This window comes from Micromonospora pallida (assembly GCF_900090325.1).
Classification (GTDB): domain Bacteria; phylum Actinomycetota; class Actinomycetes; order Mycobacteriales; family Micromonosporaceae; genus Micromonospora; species Micromonospora pallida.
In genome coordinates this window covers 5,401,917-5,422,134 of sequence record NZ_FMHW01000002.1, presented here as the reverse complement: position 1 = coordinate 5,422,134, position 20,218 = coordinate 5,401,917, and the positions used below count along the sequence as shown (strand labels likewise).

The 20,218-nt window shown below is 72.3% G+C and carries 18 protein-coding genes; 6 read left to right on the top strand and 12 right to left on the bottom strand.

Translation table 11 applies throughout. From position 1 onward, the window contains the following. The first annotated feature begins 152 nt into the window (after positions 1-152). Complete coding sequence (locus GA0074692_RS22435; protein WP_091647179.1) at positions 153-608, top strand: DUF4383 domain-containing protein; 456 nt, start codon at positions 153-155, stop codon at positions 606-608. Here GA0074692_RS22435 and GA0074692_RS22430 read toward each other — a convergent pair. The 6 genes from GA0074692_RS22430 to GA0074692_RS22405 form a co-directional block, all read right to left on the bottom strand. Next, positions 568-1,851 carry an RNA polymerase sigma factor gene (locus tag GA0074692_RS22430; protein ID WP_091647176.1) on the bottom strand — a complete coding sequence of 428 codons (1,284 nt, stop codon included), beginning with the start codon at positions 1,849-1,851 and terminating at the stop codon, positions 568-570. The two genes, GA0074692_RS22435 and GA0074692_RS22430, sit on opposite strands and share 41 nt — an antisense overlap. Next, positions 1,848-2,249, bottom strand: a complete 402-nt coding sequence (locus tag GA0074692_RS22425; RefSeq protein ID WP_091647173.1) for a YciI family protein — start codon at positions 2,247-2,249, stop codon at positions 1,848-1,850. Before GA0074692_RS22425 ends, GA0074692_RS22430 begins: the two co-directional genes overlap by 4 nt. Positions 2,250-2,354: 105 nt before the next feature. Next, positions 2,355-4,169 carry an IucA/IucC family protein gene (locus tag GA0074692_RS22420; RefSeq protein WP_091647170.1) on the bottom strand — a complete coding sequence of 605 codons (1,815 nt, stop codon included), beginning with the start codon at positions 4,167-4,169 and terminating at the stop codon, positions 2,355-2,357. Next, positions 4,166-4,768 (bottom strand): GNAT family N-acetyltransferase, encoded by a 603-nt coding sequence (locus GA0074692_RS22415; protein ID WP_091647168.1) that lies wholly within the window; start codon positions 4,766-4,768, stop codon positions 4,166-4,168. Before GA0074692_RS22415 ends, GA0074692_RS22420 begins: the two co-directional genes overlap by 4 nt. After that, a complete protein-coding gene (locus GA0074692_RS22410; RefSeq protein WP_091647165.1) occupies positions 4,765-6,057 on the bottom strand; it encodes a lysine N(6)-hydroxylase/L-ornithine N(5)-oxygenase family protein in 1,293 nt (430 codons plus the stop codon). The genes GA0074692_RS22415 and GA0074692_RS22410 overlap by 4 nt, the downstream gene beginning before the upstream one ends. A 24-nt stretch (positions 6,058-6,081) precedes the next feature. Beyond that, positions 6,082-7,644: a pyridoxal phosphate-dependent decarboxylase family protein gene (locus GA0074692_RS22405; RefSeq protein ID WP_091647163.1), complete on the bottom strand. Its 1,563-nt coding sequence runs from the start codon at positions 7,642-7,644 to the stop codon at positions 6,082-6,084. Positions 7,645-7,854: 210 nt separating this feature from the next. Here GA0074692_RS22405 and GA0074692_RS22400 point away from each other — a divergent pair, with 210 nt between their 5' ends. Both GA0074692_RS22400 and GA0074692_RS22395 read left to right on the top strand, forming a co-directional pair. Further along, entirely contained in the window at positions 7,855-9,921 is a 2,067-nt protein-coding gene (locus GA0074692_RS22400; protein ID WP_091647160.1) for a penicillin acylase family protein, read from the top strand. Beyond that, complete coding sequence (locus tag GA0074692_RS22395; RefSeq protein WP_091647157.1) at positions 9,905-10,462, top strand: GNAT family N-acetyltransferase; 558 nt, start codon at positions 9,905-9,907, stop codon at positions 10,460-10,462. Before GA0074692_RS22400 ends, GA0074692_RS22395 begins: the two co-directional genes overlap by 17 nt. 152 nt (positions 10,463-10,614) lie before the next feature. Here the strand turns inward: GA0074692_RS22395 and GA0074692_RS22390 are convergent, their stop codons facing one another. From GA0074692_RS22390 to GA0074692_RS22370, 5 genes are all read right to left on the bottom strand, one after another. After that, positions 10,615-11,577, bottom strand: a complete 963-nt coding sequence (locus tag GA0074692_RS22390; protein WP_091647155.1) for a siderophore-interacting protein — start codon at positions 11,575-11,577, stop codon at positions 10,615-10,617. A gap of 61 nt (positions 11,578-11,638) precedes the next feature. Continuing rightward, positions 11,639-13,747, bottom strand: a complete 2,109-nt coding sequence (locus GA0074692_RS22385) for an iron ABC transporter permease (RefSeq protein WP_091647153.1) — start codon at positions 13,745-13,747, stop codon at positions 11,639-11,641. After that, positions 13,744-14,730: an ABC transporter substrate-binding protein gene (locus tag GA0074692_RS22380; RefSeq protein WP_091647150.1), complete on the bottom strand. Its 987-nt coding sequence runs from the start codon at positions 14,728-14,730 to the stop codon at positions 13,744-13,746. The genes GA0074692_RS22385 and GA0074692_RS22380 overlap by 4 nt, the downstream gene beginning before the upstream one ends. Before the next feature lie 29 nt (positions 14,731-14,759). Continuing rightward, positions 14,760-15,584 carry an ABC transporter ATP-binding protein gene (locus tag GA0074692_RS22375; RefSeq protein WP_091647148.1) on the bottom strand — a complete coding sequence of 275 codons (825 nt, stop codon included), beginning with the start codon at positions 15,582-15,584 and terminating at the stop codon, positions 14,760-14,762. A gap of 135 nt (positions 15,585-15,719) precedes the next feature. Continuing rightward, positions 15,720-16,565: an SGNH/GDSL hydrolase family protein gene (locus GA0074692_RS22370; protein WP_176738549.1), complete on the bottom strand. Its 846-nt coding sequence runs from the start codon at positions 16,563-16,565 to the stop codon at positions 15,720-15,722. Between the two features lie 341 nt (positions 16,566-16,906). Between GA0074692_RS22370 and GA0074692_RS22365 the strand changes: the two genes are divergently transcribed. Next, the gene (locus GA0074692_RS22365) at positions 16,907-17,989 is read left to right on the top strand and encodes a polyprenyl synthetase family protein (protein ID WP_091647143.1); all 1,083 of its coding nucleotides are present in this window, start codon (positions 16,907-16,909) and stop codon (positions 17,987-17,989) included. A 75-nt stretch (positions 17,990-18,064) separates the two neighbouring features. On the opposite strand, the gene GA0074692_RS22360 is transcribed toward GA0074692_RS22365, so the two are convergent. Then, positions 18,065-18,811: an SAM-dependent methyltransferase gene (locus tag GA0074692_RS22360; protein ID WP_091647141.1), complete on the bottom strand. Its 747-nt coding sequence runs from the start codon at positions 18,809-18,811 to the stop codon at positions 18,065-18,067. 208 nt (positions 18,812-19,019) lie between these two features. Between GA0074692_RS22360 and GA0074692_RS34180 the strand changes: the two genes are divergently transcribed. Next, a complete protein-coding gene (locus GA0074692_RS34180) occupies positions 19,020-19,184 on the top strand; it encodes a hypothetical protein (protein WP_176738548.1) in 165 nt (54 codons plus the stop codon). Positions 19,185-19,215: 31 nt separating this feature from the next. Further along, positions 19,216-20,139 carry an ion transporter gene (locus GA0074692_RS22355; protein WP_091647139.1) on the top strand — a complete coding sequence of 308 codons (924 nt, stop codon included), beginning with the start codon at positions 19,216-19,218 and terminating at the stop codon, positions 20,137-20,139. Positions 20,140-20,218: the final 79 nt, after the last annotated feature.

Genomic DNA, 20,218 nt, shown 5'->3' with positions numbered 1-20,218 from the left:
GTTCGGTGTCCGTCAATGTGTGTCCGGGCCATACCGGGGCCGGACAGCGAGCGACGTGCCGAATGCGCTGCCTCGGTGGTCGCCGCTGTCAGGTTTCAGACAAGCAGGAAGGGGGAGATGCGGTCGGATTTCCCTTCTTGCGGAGGTGCGACATGGCCACCAGAACCGATGCCCGAGCCCGGGCCGCTCACCCGGTGCGCAGGGCCGCCCAGTTGGTCGGGGCGGTCTTCCTGCTGGTCGGGGTGCTCGGCTTCGTACCCGGCATCACCTACGACGTCGGCGAGATGACCTTCGCCGGCCACCACTCCGACGCGAAACTGCTCGGCCTGTTCCAGGTGTCCGTCCTGCACAACCTGGTACACCTCGCGTTCGGCGTCGCCGGGCTCGCCCTGGCGCGTACCGTCTCCGGCGCGCGGACGTACCTGGTCGGCGGGGGCGCGATCTACCTGGTGCTCTGGCTCTACGGCCTGGTGATCGACTTCGACAGCGGCGCGAACTTCATCCCGCTCAACACGGCCGACAACTGGCTTCACCTGCTCCTGGGCATCGGCATGATCGCCCTCGGCATCACGCTGACCCGGGGCTCGCCGGCGGCCCGACGCCGCTAGCGTTTCCGGCGAGGCGGGCGGCGCGCATCAGCAGGTAACGCTGCTCCGGCTGGCTGCTGGTGCGTTCGGCCGCCGCCCGGTAGTGGCCGAGCGCCGCCTCCCGGTCGCCGGCCAGTTCGTGCAGGTGGGCGCGGGCCGCGTGCAGCCGGTGGTGTCCGGCGAGGCGGGGGTCGGCGGCCAGCTCCGCGAGGGCGTCCAGGCCGGCGACCGGCCCGTGCACCATCGCGTACGCCACCGCGCGGTTGAGCGACACCACCGGGTTGTCGGCGTGCCGCTCGAGGACCTCGTACAGCGCGAGGATCTGCGGCCAGTCGGTCTCGGCGGCGGTGGGTGCCTCGTCGTGCAGCGCCGCGATGGCGGCCTGGATCTGGTACGGGCCGACCGGCCCCCGGGGCAGCGCGTGGGTGACCAGGGCGATCCCCTCGGCGATCGCGGCCCGGTCCCAGCGGCTGCGGTCCTGGTCGGTCAGGGAGATCAGCTCTCCGTGCGGACCGGTCCGGGCCGCGCTCCGGGCGTCGGTGAGCAGCATCAGGGCCAGCAGCCCGGTGACCTCGCTGTCGTCGAGCAGCAGGGCGTGCAGCAGGCGGGTCAGCCGGACGGCCTCGTCGGACAGGTCGACCCGGCGCAGGTCGGGGCCACCGCTGCTGGTGTGCCCCTCGGTGAAGATCAGATAGAGGACGTGCCGCACGGCGTCGAGCCGGCGACCGCGTTCCGACTGCTCGGGCAGCCGGAACGGGATTCCCGAGGTGCGGATGCGCTGCTTGGCCCGACTGATCCGCTGGGCCATGGTGGCCTCGGGCACCAGGAAGGCGCGGGCGATCTCGGCCGTGCTCAGGCCGCCGACCGCGCGCAGGGTCAGCGCGATCGCCGAGGCCGGCGAGAGCGCGGGATGAGCGCAGAGGAAGAGCAGGGTCAGGGTGTCGTCCCGGTCCGCTGCCAGGTCGTCGGCCGCCGGTGCGTACTGCCGGTCCGTCGGCTCGCGGCGGGCGGCGAGGTCCTCCCGGCGCCGTCGGGCCTGCTCGCCCCGGACCTGCTCGACCATCCGGCGGTACGCGACCTGGACCAGCCAGCCGCGCGGGTTCTCCGGCACCCCGTCCGCCGGCCACTGCGTCGCGGCGGCCAGCAGCGCCTCCTGCACCGCGTCCTCGGCGGTGGCGAAGTCGCCGAACCGGCGGGTGAGCACGCCGAGGACCTGCGGCGCCAGTTCGCGCAGCAGGTCCTCGGGGGCGTGGCTGCTCGTCACATGTCCTGTGGCGGCGCGGACATCACCGGGTGCACCTCGATCGGCATGTTGACCGGGCGTCCGCCGGGGCCGGGGGCGGCCGAGGCGAGGGCGGCGATCTCGACGGCCCGCTCGGCGGACTCCACGTCCACCACCCAGTAGCCGGCGAGGAACTCCTTCGTCTCGGCGAACGGGCCCTCGGTGACCACCGGCCGGCCGCCCTCGCCGGCCCGGACGATCTTCGCCTGCTCCGGCCCGCCCAGGCCCTGCCCGTCGACCAGCTCGCCGGCGGCGGTGAGCTTGGCGTTCAGGTCGCCCATGTGCCCGATGTGGGCCCGGATCTCCTCCGGCTGCCAGGTGTGGATCGGCGGGAACTCGTCGAACGCTCCGCTGAACTGCATCAACAGCATGTACTTCATGGTCTGCTCCTCAGGGCCACCGCACCATTCTCGGTGCGTTCACCCCAGGTCGAAGCCGCGACCCGCGTCCTCGACATGCCCGCCGGAAAAATCTTTGGAGATTTCTCAGCCGGCCGGGGCGTACCGGGCGAGGGGGTTGGCGAGGGTGCCGACCAGTTGCAGGGCGGCGGAGGGATCGGCCAGGTCGACCATCTGCTCGTTGTTGCGCAACTGGAGCCGGTTCAGGCAGGACAGGGCGAACTCGTCGGCGAAGAGGTCGTACCGCCGGAACCGGTCGGCCAGGTGCGGCACCCGGTCGCGGTAGTCGGCGGCGCAGGCCGCCACCGTCCGCCAGAAGCTCTCCTCGTCGAGGACGCCCTCGGTGGACAGCACCGCGTTCAGGTGCCGGAAGAAGCAGTCGAAGACGTCGGTGAAGATCGACAGCAACCGCATGTCCTCCGGGATCTCGGCCTGGACCCGGCGGACCGTCTCGGGCAGCTCCACCGCCGGATCCATCACGCAGATCTCCTCGGCGATGTCCTTGAAGATCACCCGTTCCACCGTGCCGCCGTCCAGCACCAGGATGACGTTCTCGCCGTGCGGCATGAACGCCAGGTCGTAGGCGTAGAAGGCGTGCAGCAGCGGCACCAGGTACGCGTCCAGGTAGCGGCGCAGCCACACCTCGGGGGCCAGCCCGGACTCCGCGACCAGCGCGGCGGCCAGCGAGCGCCCGTCGCGGTCGACGTGCACCAGCGACGCCATGGTGGCCAGCCGCCGCCCCGGCGCCAGGGCCGGCACCGGGCTCTCCCGCCACAGCGCCGCGAGCATCTTCCGGTACGGGGAGTACCGGTCGGTGGCCGCCTCGAACTGCTGGTGCCGGTAGCCGATCGCGGCCCGCTCGCGCAGGACGGTCAGGCCGGTCTCCTTGATCACCTCATCGGCGTCGAACAGCTCGGCGAGCCAGTCGTTGATCGCCGGGGTGGCCGCCATGTACGCGGCGGAGAGCCCGCGCAGGAAGCCCATGTTCAGTACGGACAGCGCGGTCTTGACGTAGTGCCGCTCCGGCGCGCTGACGTTGAAGAAGGTGCGGATGGACTGCTGGGCCAGGTAATCGTCCGGCCCCTCGCCCAGGCAGACCAGCCGCCGCTGGGCTACCTCACCGGCGAAGGTGACCGCGAGCCGGTTCCACCACTGCCAGGGGTGCACCGGGATGAACAGGTAGTCGGCCGGGTCGAGGCCGAGGTCGGTGAGGGTGGCGGCGAACCGGTCCAGGGTTTCCGTACCCAGCTCGTACGCCATGAGGGTGTCGTAGTCGAGGTCGGCGGCGCAGGTGAAGGTGGCATGGTCGCGGTGCGCGGCGAGCCAGAGCAGGCGGACCGGGTGGGCCGCCTCCGGGGCGTACCGGTGGTATTCGTGGATGCCGAAGCCGAGTCGCCCGTTGTTGGCGACGAAGCAGGGGTGGCCCTCGGTCATGCCGGTCTCGACGGCCTGGAAGTCGGCGCGGGCCAGCTCGGCGGCGCTCACCGCCGGGCGGCTCAGCTTGTACGCGGTCCCGGCCAGGGTGGAGGTGATCTCCTCCAGATAGACCGGCAGCACCCGGTCGGAGAGGCCGAGCGCGCCGCGCAGCTCGGTGCAGAGGTCCAGGGCGTCCAGCGGCAGTTCCGCGCCGTCCCGGTGGCGGGTGATGCTTTCCGGGTCGATGTGCCAGTGCTCCAGGGAGAGCAGCCGGGCAGTGAACCGGTACTCGACGCCACCGTCGTTACTGCGGATGAGATACCTGCGCCCAGCCGGGCCGGTCGAACCGGTGGGCTCGTCGTCGACCGGCTCGGGGGTGAGCAGCCGCTCGTGGGCGAACTCGGCGAGCGCCTTGCGCACCAGCAGCCGGTTGGCCCGAGCCCAGTGCTCCGGGGTCAGATGGGTGACGGACTCGAGGGGGTTCACGCGCGGGACTCCTCCGGGGACGGCCGGACCGTGGTGTCCAGGCCGGTGGCTTTCTCGAACATGGCCCGGGTGCAGACGCTGAGCAGGGCCTTCTTCTCCGGCTTCGCGAGCGGGCCGACCACCTCGAAGCCGACGGCCGCGTTGAGCGCGTGCACCGCCGTGTTGCGGATGTCCGGCTCCACCACCACCCGGCGGGTGGCCGGCTCGGCGAAGAGCCAGGCCAGCACGGTGGTGATCACGGCGAGAGTGAAACCGTGCACGGGTGTGTCGGTGGGGGCGCAGAGGAAGTGCATGCCCACGTCGCCCTCGACCGCGTCGTACAGGCCGACGAGTTCGACGTGCGCCGGGTCGTACCGCTCGGCGAGGAAGGCGGGCCGCTCCCGCCACAGGCCGACGAAGGCGTCGTGGTGCGGGTGCGCGTGGATGCGGCGGTACTCGGCGGCGACCTGGACCGGGTCCATGTCCGACATCAGCCAGAACGCCGCCTTCGGGTGGGTCACCCAGCCGTGCAGCAGCGTGGCGTCCGCGTCCGGATCGAGGGTACGCAGGGCGAGGTCGCCGAGCCGGTCGTCGACCCGGCAGTACACGACGGTGGTCACGCCCCCGCTCCCGCCGGTGCGCCGAACTCCTGGAAGGCGATGCTCTTCTCGATCGGGTAGTGCTCCCGGCCGGTCAGCTCCCGGATGATCCACGAGTTGCGGTACGGACCCATGCCCAGGTCGGGCGAGGTGATGCTGTGCGTGTGGGTGCCCGCGTTCTGGAGGAAGATCTCCCGCCCGGCGTGGTCGACGGTGTAGTTGCGGGCCACGTCGAAGCGGCCGTGGCCGTCCCATCGGATCCGGTCCCGCACCGGTTCGAGGAAGTCCGGCACCCGGTAGTGGTAGCCGGTGGCCAGCACCAACCCCTCGGTGTCCAGGGTGAAGTCCCGTTCCTGCTCGACGTGGCGCAATCCGAGCCGGTAGCTGCCGGTCGACGCGTCGTACGCGGCGCTGGTCAGCTCGGTGTTGGTGAGCAGCCGGGTGCGGACCGGTCCGTCCAGGCTGCGGGCGTAGAGCAGGTCGAAGATGTCGTTGATCAGGTCGGAGTTGATCCCCTTGAACAGGTTCTTCTGCTCGGACTCCAGCCGGTAGCGGGTCGCCTCGGGCAGGCCGTGGAAGTAGTCCACGTAGTCCGGGGAGGTCATCTCCAGGGTGAGCTTGGTGTACTCCAGCGGGAAGAAACGCGGCGAGCGGGTCACCCAGTTGAGCTGGTAGCCGTGCGCGTCGAGGTCGCCGAGCAGGTCGTGGTAGATCTCGGCCGCGCTCTGTCCACTGCCGACGACGGTGATGCTCCGCTTGGTGCGCAGGGCGTCCCGGTGCTCCAGGTAGTGCGTGTTGTGGATGAGGTCACCGCCGAGCTTCGCGCAGGCCGGCGGCAGGTACGGCGGGGTGCCGGTGCCCAGCACCAGGTGTCGGGCGCGGTACTCGACCGGCTCGCCGCTCGCCGCGACCGTGGCCCGGACGGTGTAGCCGCCGTCGGCGTACTCGACCGAGGTGACCTGCTGGCCGAAGCGGATGCTGTCCAGCTTGCCGGCTGCCCACCGGCAGTAGTCGTTGTACTCCCGGCGGAGCGGGAAGAAGCTCTCCCGGATGTAGAACGGGTAGAGCCGCCCCGACTCCTTCAGGTAGTTCAGGAACGAGTACGGCGAGGTCGGGTCGGCCAGGGTGACCAGGTCGGCGATGAACGGCGTCTGGAGCCGGGTGGACGCCAGCAGCATGCCGGGATGCCAGTCGAACTCCGGGCGGGCCTCCAGGAAGACGCCGTCCAGTTCGGTGATTGGTGCGGTCAGGCAGGCCAGGCCCAGGTTGTACGGACCGAGCCCGATCGCGATGAAGTCGTGGGTCGACATGCGGCTCTCCATCAGACGGGGCGGTCAGCCGACGTGGCAGGGCTCGGCGACGGACACCTCGGCCGGGACCGGCAACGCCATCTCGGCGGCGGTCCGCGCCCGGACGTACCGGCCCGCGTGCGCGGCGACCAGGTCGAGGACGTGCGCGATGTCGTCGATGGTGGTCTCCGGGTTGAGCAGGGTGAACTTCAGGAAGTGCCGGCCGTCCACCTTCGTCCCGGCGACCACCGCGGCGCCGGAGGCGGCCAGCGCCTCCCTGGCGTGCAGGTTGGCGTCGTCGGCGAGGTGACGTTCCGCCGGCAGGTACCGGAACACCACCGTGCTGAGCTGCGAGCGGGTGACCACCTCGAAGCGCGGGTCGGTGCTGAGCAGCGCCCAGGCGTCGGCGGCCCGGTCCACCACCTCGTCGAAGAGTTCGCCGAGGGCGTCCGCGCCCATGATGCGCAGGGTCAGCCAGAGCTTGAGCGCGTCGAAGCGACGGGTGGTCTGGAGGCTCTTGTCCACCTGGTTGGGGATGCGCTGCTCGACCATCCGGGCCGGGTTCAGGTAGTCGGCGTGGTAGGTGACGTGCCGCAGCATCCGCCGGTCCCGGACGAGCACCGCGCTGGAGCTGACCGGCTGGAAGAAGGACTTGTGGTAGTCCACGGTCACCGAGTCGGCCTGCTCGATGCCGTCGAGCAGGTGCCGCCGGGTGCGGGAGACCAGCAGCCCACAGCCGTACGCGGCATCGACGTGCAGCCAGACCCCGGCGGCCCGGCACTGCTCGGCGATGGCCGGCAGCGGGTCGATGGTGCCGAAGTCGGTGGTGCCGGCGGTCGCGACCACGGCCATCACGACCAGCCCGGCCCGCTGGCAGCGTTCGATCTCGCGGGCCAGCGCCTCGGGACGCATCCGCCGGTCGGCGTCGGTCTCCACGGTGACCACCGAGTCCCGGCCCAGGCCGAGCAGCTTCGCCGACTTCTGCACGCTGAAGTGCCCGGCCTCGGAGGCGAGGATGCGCAGCTTCGGCAGCAGGTCGGCGCGGGGCAGCGGCTGCGTCGCGCAGGCCTCCTCCCGGGCCATCAGCAGGGCCTGGAGGTTGGACTGGGTGCCGCCACTGGTGAAGACCCCGTCGGCGGTCGGGCCGAGGCCGATCCGGTCGGCCGTCCAGTCGATCAGACGGCGCTCGATCAGCGTCCCGCCGGCGCTCTGGTCCCAGGTGTCCAGGGAGGAGTTGACCGCGCTGAGCACCGCCTCGCCGAGCAGCGCCGGGATCACCACCGGGCAGTTGAGGTGGGCCAGGTAGCGGGGGTGGTGGAACCAGACCGCGTCGCGGAGGTAGACGGAGTCCAACTCGTCGAGGGCGGCGGCCGGGTCGTGCAGCGGCCGGTCCAGGTCGATCCGGCCGATCGCGGGAGCGAGACGGTCCGGGGTGACGCCGGTGAACGGGCGGTCGACGCCGGCCACCCGGCCCGCCACCCGGTCGACCCCGGCGGTCACCGTCCGCCGGTAGTCGTCGACCGTGGCCTGGTTGAGCAGGTACGCGCGGGCGGCCGTCGGCCGGCGTCGCGCCGGGATCGGCGCAGCCTCGTGCCCCTGGAGGTTCATGGCGGTTTCCTCAACGGTCGCGTGGAGACGGTCAACGGCGACCGGGCATCCGGGAACGGACGCGCCGGCCTGGGCCGTGGTTAGGTTACCCTAACCTAATTTCCTGTCAAGGAGTTGTGGTCGCCTCGCGCACCGTGATCGGATCGGTGGAATTGTGCGCACGCTCTCCGTTACATAGGTTAGGCAAACCTTATCGATGAGAGGGGTCGAGTGGAACACCGGGTCTTCCGTGATAAGTGGGGAATTCCGCACCTTCGGGCCGACGACCCGCACGCGCTCGCCTTCGCCCAGGGGCGTAACGCGGCGACCGACCGGGCCTGGCAGCTCGAGGTGGAACGGCACCGGTCACAGGGGACCAGCGCGTCCTTTCTCGGCGCGGAGGCGCTCGACTGGGACCTGTTCGCGCGGCGGGCCCGGCTCGCCGACACCGCCCGACGCTGCCACGACAACCTCGACCCGGCCACCGCCGCCTGGGTGCGCGCGTACGTCGACGGCGTCAACGCCGGCCTCACCGCTGGTGCCCGCCGCGCACCGCAGTTCACCGCCACCGGGCTGACCCCCGGACACTGGCAGCCCTGGACTCCGCTGGCGATCTGGCTCTCCCACCACGTGCTCTTCGCCGGCTTCCCGGCCAAGCTCTGGCGGACCGAGGTCGCCCGCCGCCTGGGCGCGGACGCGGTCCGCCTCTTCGCCACCGACCGTCCCGACACCGCCGGCAGCAACGGCTGGCTGCTCACCGGGGCACGGACCGCCAGCGGGTCGCCGATCGTCGCCGGGGACCCGCACCGGTTCATCGAGGACCCCGGCATCTACCAGCAGATCCGGCTGGCCTGCCCGACGTACGACGTGGTCGGGCTGGCCGTGCCCGGCGTGCCCGGCATCGCCCACTTCGGACACACCGGAACGGTGGCCTGGGCGATCACCAACGCGATGGCCGACTACCAGGACCTGTACGCCGAGCGGCTGCGCCGCCGGGGCGACACCGTCGAGGCGCTCGGCCCGGACGGCTGGCACCCCGCCGAGCGGCACGTCGAGTCGGTCGAGGTGGCCGGCGGGGATCCGGTCGAGGTCGAGGTCGTCGAGACCGACCGTGGCCCGGTGATCATCGGCAGCCCCGACGACGAGTCGGCGATCAGCCTCCGCTACCCGCCCCGGGTCTCCGGCGCCCTCGGCTTCGCCGCGCTGCCCGCCCTGCTCACCGCCACCCGGGTGGCCGACGTGGACGCCGCCTGCGAACACTGGGTGGAACCGGTCAACGTGGTGCTCGCCGCCGACACCGAGGGCGGCCTGCTGCACCGCGTCGCCGGGACCGTCCCGGTGCGGGACCGGGACAACGGGCTGCGGGTCGTCCCGGCCTGGGAGCCCGGCCACGAGTGGCGCGGCTGGCACGACCTGCCCCGTACCGAGGTACGCGACGTCGCGGTGATGGCGAACGAGCGGGGCGTCGCCACGCCGCTCGGCGTCGAGTTCGCCCCACCCCACCGGGCCGACCGGATCCGGGAACTCCTCACCGCCCGGACGGACTGGTCCGCCGACCAGCAGGCGATCGTCCACACCGACACCAGGCTGGCCTCCGCCGAGCCGCTGCTCGCCCTCCTCGCCGGCCTGGACGGGCTCGCCCCGGCCGCCGCCGCGCTGCGCGACCGGCTGCTGCGCTGGGACCGCGAGATGCGCGCCGACAGCGTCGACGCCGCCGCCTTCGCCGCCGTCCGGGCCATCGTGGTACGCCGTCTCGCCGCCCACCCCACGCTGGCCCCACTGGCCGATCTGCCGGCGAGCTACCCGGCCCTCTTCCACCCCTGGCTAGCCCTGGTGCCGAAGGTCGGCTTCGCACTGCCGACCCTGCTCACCACGGATCTCCTCACCACGGATCTCCTCACCACGGCCGACCGGTCCGCCTCCGCCCGTGCGGCGCTCGACGAGGTGGCCGACGCCGCCCTGACCCGGTGGGGGGACGTGCACCGGCTCGCCCCCTGGGCGGCCCGGCCCGACCCCGAGGAGCAGTGGCCGGGCCTCTCCGGAGACCACGACTGCGTGCTCGCCACCTCCAGCGTCCCCGGAGTCACCCACCTCTGCTTCCGGGCGTCGGCCGCCCGCTACGTCTGGGACCTGGGCCGACGCGACGACAGCCGGTGGATCGTGCCGTTCGGGGCGTCCGGAGTGCCCGGCGACCCGCACCAGCGTGACCAACTGTCGTACTGGCTGCGTGGTGACCTCGTCCCCGTGGTCACCGACTGGCACCAGCTCACCGAGGAGCGAAATGACCAAACCCCCTGACCCGGTCTGGCAGCGGCAGGTCGACGGCTTCGGGGAGGTGGCCATCCGTCCCGTCGACCCGGTCACCGACGCCGGCCTGATCCACGACTGGGTCACCCGGGAACGGTCCCGCTTCTGGGGCATGCGGGACGCCAGCCGGGAGCGGGTCCAGGAGATCTACGCCTACCTGGACTCGCTCGCCACCCACCACGCGTACCTGATCCACCGGGACGGCCGCCCGGTCGGGCTCTTCCAGACGTACGAGCCGGCGGCCGACCCGGTGGGCGAGTGCTACGACGTGCAGCCGGGCGACTTCGGCATCCACCTGATGGTCGGCCCGCCGGACGGCGGGGTCGAGCCCGGTTTCACCGGCACCGTGCTCGGCGCGTTCCTCGACTTCGTACTGGCCGACCGGTCCCGGCGGCGGATCGTGGCCGAACCCGACGCCCGCAACGACCGGGCCATCGCCCGGTTGGTTCGCGCGGGCTTCGTCCTCGGGCCGCAGATCGACCTGCCCGAGAAACGCGCCCAACTCCTCTTCCTCGACCGTCCCGCCCCCTGACCGCCCCCGGCTGGGGGCTCGCCAGGTGAGCCTCCGTTTCGCCGATAGTGCGGTGTCCCAGCCTGAGGAAGGCGCAGTATCGCCGAACCGGAGTGGATCAACGCGGGGTGGGGCCGGCGGGGCGGTCGACGTGGCGGGCTGGCGGGGGCTGGTCAGTCGGCGGTGCGGCCCAGTCGCCAGTAGCCCATGAAGGCCACCGCGCTCCGGTCGAGCCCTCGTTCGGCGACCAGGTGCCGGCGCAGCCCCCGGATCACCGCCGCCTCCCCGGCCAGCCAGGCGTAGAGCGGGGCGGTGGGGGCCACGTCCGGCACCTCCCAGAGGACATCCCGGTCCACGTCCACGTCGGCCAAGGAGCCGACCGTCGCAGCCATCGCGTCGGCCAGGGAGTCGACCGTCGGGGTTCCTCCGCTGGCCAGGGTCAGGGCGGGCAGGGCGGCGGGGAGCAGTTCTCCGGCGAGTGTCGCCACGGTCGGGGTGAGCCGGCTGCCGTGGGCCGCGCCGATCCGGGGCAGCCAGGTCACAGTCATCCCCGGCGGTGCGGTCACCGGCAGGGTGTCGCCGGCCTCCGGTACCTCGATCAGCGCGTGGCCCCGGGCGTCGGCCGACAGCCGCTCCAGGATGGCGCAGATTGCCGGTGCGGCGGTCTCGTCCCCGGCGAGCAGCAGCGTCCCGACCGTCGGGGGCCGGAACTCGATGCCGCCGTGCACCCCGTCGTAGCCGACGTCCGGGCCGACCAGGGCGAGCCGGTCGCCGAGCCGGGCCCGTCGCGCCCACCGGGTGGCCGGACCGCCGTCGCCGTGCAGCACCAGGTCGACGTCCACCTCCTGGGCGTCCGGCCGGACCGCCCGGACCGTGTACGTACGGATCGGGCAACGCGTCTCCTCTGGCTGCGCCCGCCACTGCTGGTACCAGTCGGGACCGTCCGGCAGTTCGGCCGCCAGCTCGCCGGTACGCGGTAGTGCCACCTTGATTCGCTGGTCGTACCCGTTGTCGGCGAACCGGTCCAGGTCCGGGCCGGTGAAGGTGACGCGCAGGAACGACGGGCTGAGCCGGCGCAGTGCCCGGACCTCGACGGCGAAGACGCGCCAGGGCGCGACGGAGAGGGTGCTCGGCATGGCGGCCTTCCTTATCGGTGTCTGGTGGCCCGGCACGCCTGCCGGGCCGCTGGTCGGGAACTCATCGGGGGGCGGTCGCCGTGCCGCGCGAGCGCCACAGCAGCCAGACGAAGTACGGGGTGCCGATCATGGCGGTGACCAGGCCAGCGGGGACCTGGGCGGGGGCGATGACCGTGCGCCCGAGGGTGTCGGCGAGGCTGACCAGTGCCGCGCCGAGCAATATGGCGACCGGCAGCACCCGGGCGTGCCGGCCGCCGACCAGGGCCCGCGCGGCGTGCGGGGCGACCAGCCCGACGAAACCGATCACGCCGACCGCGCTGACGGCGGTCGAGGTGAGCAGCGCCGCCGCGCCGAGGGCGAGCAGGCGGGTACGTTCCAGTGGGACACCGAGCACCCGGGGGGTGTCATCGTCCAGGGTGAGCAGGTCGAGTTCGCGGCGGGCCGCGACGACGGCCGGGATGCTGAGCAGCAGGGCGATCGCCACCGGCAGCACCTGCGGGGCGGTGCGGCCGTAGGTGGAGCCGGAGAGCCAGGTCAGCGCCTTGCCGGTGTTCCACGGGTCGGAGCTGACAATGATGAAGGTGATGACGGCGGTGCCGCCCTGCCAGACCCCGAAGCCGATCAGCACCAGCCGGTCTGAACTCAGGCCGCCGTACCGGGCCAGGCCGTAGACCAGCGCGAACGCCAGGATCGCGCCGAGCCCGGCCGCACCGGAGATGGCCGCGACGCCGGCCAGCGGGACGAAGGTCAGCAGCGCGACCGCGCCGATGCCGGCCCCGCCGGTGATGCCCAGGATGCCCGGCTCGGCGAGCGGGTTGCGGCAGACCGCCTGCACGGTGGTGCCGGCGACCGCGAGCGCCGCGCCGGCCAGCAGGGCCGCCACGACCCGGGGCCAACGCTGGTCCAGCACGAAGGTGTACGCCGGACCGGTGCGCCCCTGCACCCAGTTGACCACGTCGCCGAGGAGGACCCAGGTGTCCCCGGCGAGGATGCCGAGCACCACCGCGCCGACCGTCACCGCGGCGGCGGTGGTGACCACGCCGAGGTGGAAGGCACGGGAGCGGACGGCCGCGTGCCCACCCGGCGGCCGGCGGGTGGGGCCGGCGTCCCGGTAGCGGCGGGCCAGCCAGATCATCAGCACCGCGCCGAAGAGGGTGGTGACCACCCCGGTCGGCACCTCCACGCCGGCCTGAGCGCCGAGCACGGCCCGCAGCAGCACGTCGGAGCCGAGCACGATGAGCACGCCGACGATGCCGGAGAGCGGCAGCAGGACCCGGTGCCGGTGCACCCCGGGCACCATCCGGCCGAGTAGCCGGACGATCACCGGCGCGCAGAGCCCGACGAAGCCGATCGGCCCGGCGAGGGTCACTGCGGCGGCGGAGAGCAGGACGGCCAGGAGGACCATCACGAGCCGGGTACGCCGGACGTCCAGCCCGAGCACGGTGGCGGTGTCGTCGCCGAGGGCGAGTACGTCCATCCGGTGCCCGAGCGCCACCAGCAGCGCGGTAGCGATCCCGATCACCGGGGCGAGCTGCGTGAACGCCGTCAGGTCGGCCTGCACCAGCGAGCCGTTGCCCCAGGCGAACAGGCCGATGGTGGCCTGCTCGAACAGGAGCATCAGCAGCATGGTGAACGAGTTCAGGGCGAGCGCGGTGGCCGAGCCGGCGAGGATCAGCCGGGTCGTGCCGGCATGCCCGCCGGTGGCCAGCGCCATCACCAGCCCGGCTGCCGCAAGTCCGCCCAGGAAGGCCAGTACGCCGGAGGACAGGGCGGGCAGGGAGATGCCGAACGCCGCCGCACCGACGATCGCCAGGTGCGCGCCGGCGTTGACCGCGAGGGTGTCCGGGGAGGCCAGCGGGTTGCGGGCCAGCGACTGGAGGGCGGCTCCGGCGAAGCCGAGCGCGACGCCGACGGCCAGTCCGGCGAGCATCCGGGGGAGCCGGGAGGCGACCAGCACCCGGGCCGCCTCGTCGTCCGACCCGGTGAGCAGGCGCAGCAGGTCGAGCGCGCCGACGCTGGAGGTGCCCTGGGTGAGGTGCACCGCCGTGACCACCAGGAGCAGGGCGGTGGCGACGACGAAGGCGGTGACGACCCGGGCGGGGGCGAGCGGTCCGGTCGGAGCCGGGCCGGTGGCCGCCCCCGACCGGACGGGTGCGCTGAGCTGGCTCAAGCCGCGTAGACCTTGACGAACTCGTCGATGTACTGCTTGCCGGAGAGCGGACCACCGAAGGTCCAGATGCCGTCGGGCATCCGGTGCAGCTTGTTCTGCTGTACGAAGGACAGCGACTTCCAGATCGCGTTGCCGGCCAGGCCCGTCTTGAAGACGTCGTCGCCGTCCGAGGCGTTGTAGAGGAAGGTCAGGTCCTGACCCTTGAGGACGGTCAGCCCCTCGACGTCGGTCTGGCCCAGCCCCCACATCTCGTCTACCTCGCCGGTCCAGGCGTTCTTCAGTCCGAGCTGGATGCCGATCTGGGAGACGAACGCGCCCTGACCGAACATCCGGATGGTGACGTTGCTGCCGTCCTTCCAGCCGTCGGCGACGGCGAACTGCTTCCCGGCGGCCCCGGCGTCGGCGATCTTCTTCTTGGCGTCGGCGAGCGCGGCGTCGAAGTCGGCGAGCAGCTTCTCGCCCTCGGCGGTCCGGCCGGTCGCCTGAGCGATCATGGTGACGTCCGACCGCATCCGGCCGAGGTTGTCCTTGGCGTCGCTGCCCTTGGTGACCAGCACCGGCACGTACTTCTCCAACTGGTCGACCAGGGTGGCGCCCCGCTCGGCCTCCATCACCACCAGCTCGGGCTGCAACGCGACGATCGCGTCGACGCTCGGCTCGGCCCGGGTGCCGACGTCCGTGACGCTCGGGTCGAGCTTGGCGGCGCCGACCCAGGTGGCGTACGCCTTGGTGTCGGCCACGCCGACCGGCATGACACCGAGGGAGACCAGCGTCTCGGCCTCGGCCCACTCCAGCGCGACGACCTTGGTGGCCGGCGCCTTGAGGGTGACGGCCTTGCCCCGGCTGTCGGTGACGGTGACCGGACCGCTGGCCGCGGTGTCGGCGGGGGCGGGGCTCGCGGCCGGGTCTTCGGTGGTGCCGCAGGCGCTCAGTGCCAGCGCGGCGACGGCGGCGACCAGGAGGGTCGCGCGGGTACGCATCATGACGGTCTTTTCTGCTCGTGATGGGCGGGTCAGGCGAGGGCCCGGGTCGAGTGCCGGCCGACGGGTCGGGTGGTGAGGATCCCGTTGACCGGGTCGACGGTCACCTCGATGCGGATGCCGTACGTCTCGGTCAGGGCCTGCTCGGTGAGGACGTCGTTCGGGGCGCCGGTGGCCCGGACGCGTCCGCCGTGCAGGAGCACCACCTCGTCGGCGACGGCGGCGGCCTGGTTCAGGTCGTGCAGGACGACCCCGACCGCGACGTCGTGGTCGTCGGCGAGGTCCCGCATCAGGTCGAGGATCTCGACCTGGTAGCGGAGGTCGAGGAAGGTGGTCGGCTCGTCGAGCAGCAGCACCCCGGTGTCCTGGGCCAGGCAGGTGGCCAGCCAGACCCGCTGCAACTCGCCGCCGGAGAGTTCGTCAACCGGCCGGTCCGCCATCGCGGTCACGCCGGTGGTCGCCATGGCCCGGTCGATCATGGCCGGGCCGTCGGGGTCGCCGGCCCGCCAACGTCCCCGGTACGGGTGCCGGCCGTAGCCGACCACGTCCCGCACGGTAACGCCGCTGGGCGTGGGGCGGCTCTGGGCCAGCAGGGTTACCCGGCGGGCGAACTCACGGGCGGTGAGCGCCCGGGCCGAGGTGCCGTCGGTGAGCCGCACCTCGCCGTGCTCCAGCGGGTGGAGTCGGGCCAGCCCGCGTAGCAGCGTGGACTTGCCGCTGCCGTTCGGCCCGACCAGGGCCGTCACGGCACCGGGGCGCAACGTGATGGCGGCGTCGTGCACCACGGTCGCGCCGTGGTAGCCCAGACGCAGGTCCACGCCCTGGAGGCCCTCGGCGCGACTGTCCCGACTACTCATGGCGGTTAGGTTATCCTAACCTCACTTACCCCTCAAGGGCGGCAGTGGGTAGTCGTTCAACTCCGTAGCGTGAATGATTGGAGCCGGCCGGTCAGGAGACCGGCCGGCTGGGCTTGCGGGATCAGGTCGGTCGGGTCAGGGGGTGAAGACGCCCTGCTCGAGCGCGGACGTCCAGACCTCCGCCGCGATCTTGTTCTGGCCGGCGATCGACGGGTGGAAGCCGTCGAGGATGGACAGATCCGTCCTGGTGAACGGCGTGTTGTGCACCGCGCCGTTGTCGTAGAAGACGTTGGCGCGTTCGGCGGCGAGCTTGGCCAGTCGCTGGTTGTACTCGTCGACGCGTGCCTCGACCGCGCTGCGCCGCGCGTTGGCCTCCGACGAGAAGTTCATCGGGTCGGCCAGCATGATCTCGCAGATGCCGATCAGGTTCCACCGGGTGCGGATGGTCACGTTGTCCCGCCCGATCTGGTACAGCGCCATCAGGCTCGGCGCCGACGCCAGCATGACCCGGGCGTCCGGGTTCTGGGCCTTGATGATGTCCAGCGTGCGGCGCACGTTCGACTCGAACGTGTCGGCCGACGTCATCCCGGACAGCGTCGATGCGGCGCAGACGTCGTTGCCGCCGATGAGGATGGTGACGTAGTCGGGTCCGGTGGCGGCGGCGGTGGTCGCCTGGCCGGGCAGGTCGCCGGAGCGGGCGCCACCCTTCGCGTAGTTGCCGGCGGTCATCGTGACCCCGGCAGCCTGCATCCGGCGCAGGTGCGAGTTGACCGAGGTGCTGGTGCCGGTCGACCACGAGTTCTGCGGCTGGCTCGCGGTGGTGCCGTCGGCGACCGCGGCCCGGGTGATCGAGTCTCCGAGCGCGGCGATGCGGGCGTGGCTGGGCAACTCCGCGGCCCCGGCGGCCGTCGGCGAGAGAGCGACGGCAGCGGCGGTGGCGCCGACGGCGAGACTGGCGAGCAGGCTACGCAGAATATTCACGTCGATCACAGTAGACGGTGGTGAGCATTCCGATCCAGATCCGCGTTCGATGATTTCCTGGCCTCGCGTTTCGGCGTGAAGGCGCTGGCTGTGACCGCCCGGCAGGATCCGGTTTCCGGCTGGGGGCGGCACGATCGCGTACCCCCGGACGGCTCCGTACGCAATAAGGTGTGTGAATGCGGTGTCCGGCGCTGCGCCGGCGACCGCGCGGTGGTGTGGGGCGCGCGGTGAATCCCCGCGGCCAGCGAAAAGCGGAACGGTAGTGGTCAATGTGACGACTATTGCTGACCGGTGTCGGGGCGCTGCCGGCAGCCGTTCCCGGTGACGATGGGAGAGCAGGCATGGACGGTGTGGGCGGGTCGGCCGTGGCGGCGTATCCCGGTCCCGGTGTCGCGGCGCTCCGGCGGGACGTGGACACCGTGCTCGACGACTTCCTCAGCGCCCACCTCGACACAGCCGGCGACGAGGACTGGCGGGAGGACGTCGAACTGCTCCGGTCCTTCGTTCTGGGCGCGGCTGGCAAGCGGACCCGGCCGACCTTCTGTCATCTGGGCTGGCGGGCCTGCGGTGGGACCGGTCCCGAGGTGGTGCGCGCCGCCGCCGCGCTGGAGCTGTTCCACGCCTTCGCGCTGATCCACGACGACGTGATGGACGACAGCGACACCCGGCGCGGCCGGCCGACCCTGCACGTCAGCATCGCCGACCGGCACCGACGCCGGGGCTGGCGGGGGGACGCGGAGCGGTTCGGCCGGAACATGGCGATCCTCTGGGGCGACCTCTGCCTGGTCTGGTCCGAGCAACTGTTCGCCAGCGCCGGTGCCGACGGGGTGTCCCGGGTGCGGACGCTGTTCCAGCGGATGCGCGCCGAGGCGGTGATGGGGCAGTACCTCGACGTCCGGGGTGAGGCCGCCGGGGCCGGACTGGCCGACTGCCTGCGGATCCTGCGCTACAAGTCCGCCCGTTACACGGTGGAGCGCCCGCTCCAGATCGGGGCCGCGTGGGCCGGTGCCGGCAGCGCCGAGCTGGCCCTCTTCTCCCGGATCGGCGTCCCGCTCGGCGAGGCGTTCCAGCTCCGCGACGACGTGCTGGGCGTCTTCGGCGACGACACGCACACCGGCAAGTCCAACCTGAGCGACCTGCGCGCCGGCAAGGCGACGGTGCTGATGGCGCTCACCCGAGAGGTCGCCACGACCGCGCAGGCCGCCGCCATCGACCGGTGGCACGGTGACCCGCACCTGGACCGGGTCGGCGCGGACGTGCTCCGGGGAATCATCGTGGACACCGGCGGCCTGCGCCGGGTGGAGGAAATGATCGCCGCGCGGACCGAGGAGGCGGTGACCGCGCTCGCCGACGCGCCGCTCGTCGACGACGCGCGGGCCGAGCTGATCGGGCTGGCCCGCCGGCTCTCGGTCCGGAGCCGCTGAGGGACCACAAGGGACGGCGCCAGGTGATCGAAGCCCGCGCACTCGACGGGACGTGCGTCGGCGTGCCCGGGGCGGTCAGCGGCGGAGCAGCGCGAAGACTCCCCAGCCGAGATACTCCCGGGCGTACCGCACGTGACGGACCGGGTCCTCGGTCAGTTCGGCGCGCATTCGTGGGGCGAGGTCGTCGTCCGGGTTGTCGTCGAGCCAGCGGCGGAGGTTGAGCCAGTGCGCCGCCGCGTATCGGTCCCAACTGTCCTGGTCGGCGAGAACCATCTCGACCAGGTCCCAGCCGCACCGCTGGAACAGCTCGACGAGGCCCGGCAGGTCCTGGAAGTCGTCCCGGGAGGCGGCGTAGCACCCCTGCACGGTCGCCTGGTCCGGGGGCGTCCGCCGCCAGTACGGCTCGCCGACCAGCAGCATCCCGCCGGGCCTCAGGCCGCGTTCCAGGATCTCCAGGGTGCCGGGGACACCCCCGCCGATCCAGGTGGCACCGACGCAGGCGGCCACGTCGACCGGTTCATCGGGTACGTAGGCGGCGGCGTCGCCGTGCACGAACCGTACCCGGTCGGCCACCCCGAGTTCGGCGGCGCGGTCCCGGGCGGCGGCGGTGAAGGCGGTGCTGATGTCCACACCGGTGCCGTGGATCCCGTACTCCCGGGCCCAGGTGCAGAGCAGTTCGCCCTTGCCGCTGCACAGGTCCAGGACGGACGCCCCGGGGCGCAGCCGGATCGCCTGCCCGAGGGTGGCCAGCTTGCCGGCGTCGAACGGGTTGAGGATGCGCAGGTCACCCTCGCGGATGACGTGACTGCGATCGAGGTCCAACGAGGTCGCTCCTCAGGTCACGGGTCGAGCGTGGTGTCGGCTCCCGTCCGGCAGGTTAGGCGTGGGCGGGCGCCGCGCCAACCGGGATACCGCGGCCCCGGCGACCTGCGTCGGAGCGAGCACCGTTCATGATTGACCGGACAACGGCGTGCGGGGCGTACCGGCTGGGGTGGGTGGTGTCCTTGACGCGCCGGGTGGGGGAGGAGGCGTGGGGACGTTGGGTATCGCGTACCACCAGCGGGTGGAGTTGGCCGCGCTGGACGGGCCGCTGGCCCGGGTCACCGTGCTCCTCGGCGGCCGGCTGATCCGCCGCTACCTGGGCATGGAGGCCGACGGGCTGCGCCGGGAGGTCGAGCGGGACACCGGACGATGAGGGGTGGCACCGTACCGGCGGCTGCGGCCCGGTGAGCCGCGTCACCCCGCAGGCCGACCAGTCCGCCCTGGCCGAGCGGTGCGGCCGGCTCGCCCGGTCCCGCCCGTTCGAGATCGCCATCGTCGTCGTGATCATCGCCAACGGCGTGGTACTCGGCGTCGAGACGTACCCGCACCTGGGGGCGGCCCGGCCGGTCCTGCACGGGCTGGAGTGGACCTTCCGCATCGCGTTCGTCGCGGAGATCGTCATCCGGCTGCTCGCCTACGGCCGCCGCCCGCAGGACTTCTTCCGGCACGGCTGGAACGTCTTCGACTTCGTGGTGATCTCGGCGATCTTCCTGCCCGGCCTGCACGGCGACTCGGCGCTGCTGCGGGTGGTCCGGGTCGCCCGGATGCTCCGGTTGGTGCGTTTCTCGCCGGGCCTGCGCACCATCGTCGCCGCACTGTGGCGCAGCCTGCCGGGCGTCGGCGGCTTCCTGGCGCTGGCCGTGGTCACCCTCTACGTGTACGGCATGGCCGGTTGGCTGATCTTCAAGGACACCTACCCCGAGCAGTACGGGGACATCGGCCGGTCGCTGCTCACCCTGTTCGTGCTGCTCTCCCTGGAGACCCTGCCGGACCTCATCGAGCAGGGCATGGCCGTCTCCCGGTGGACCCTGCTCTACTACGTCAGCTACGTGCTGATCACGGTGAACCTGCTGCTCAACATCCTGATCGCGGTCATCGTGAACTCGATGGAGGAGGCCCGCCGGCTGGAGATGACCGAGCGGCTCGCCCCGGACTACGACGAGGACGGGGACGGCGTGCCGGACGAGGTGGACCGGATCGCGCTCACCCAGCGGCTGGACGACCTCCGGGCGGTCATCGTCGAACTCGAACGGGAACTGCGCATCGACCGTGACGAACCGCACTCCCGGCCGCCGCGCCGGCACCCTGACCGCCCAGGCGGGCACTGACCGGCGGTCGCGCCCCGCCGCCCCCGCCGGCCAGCGGTGATAGCTCGGTGTGACTGTTGGATGACGTTTGCCTGCGGCG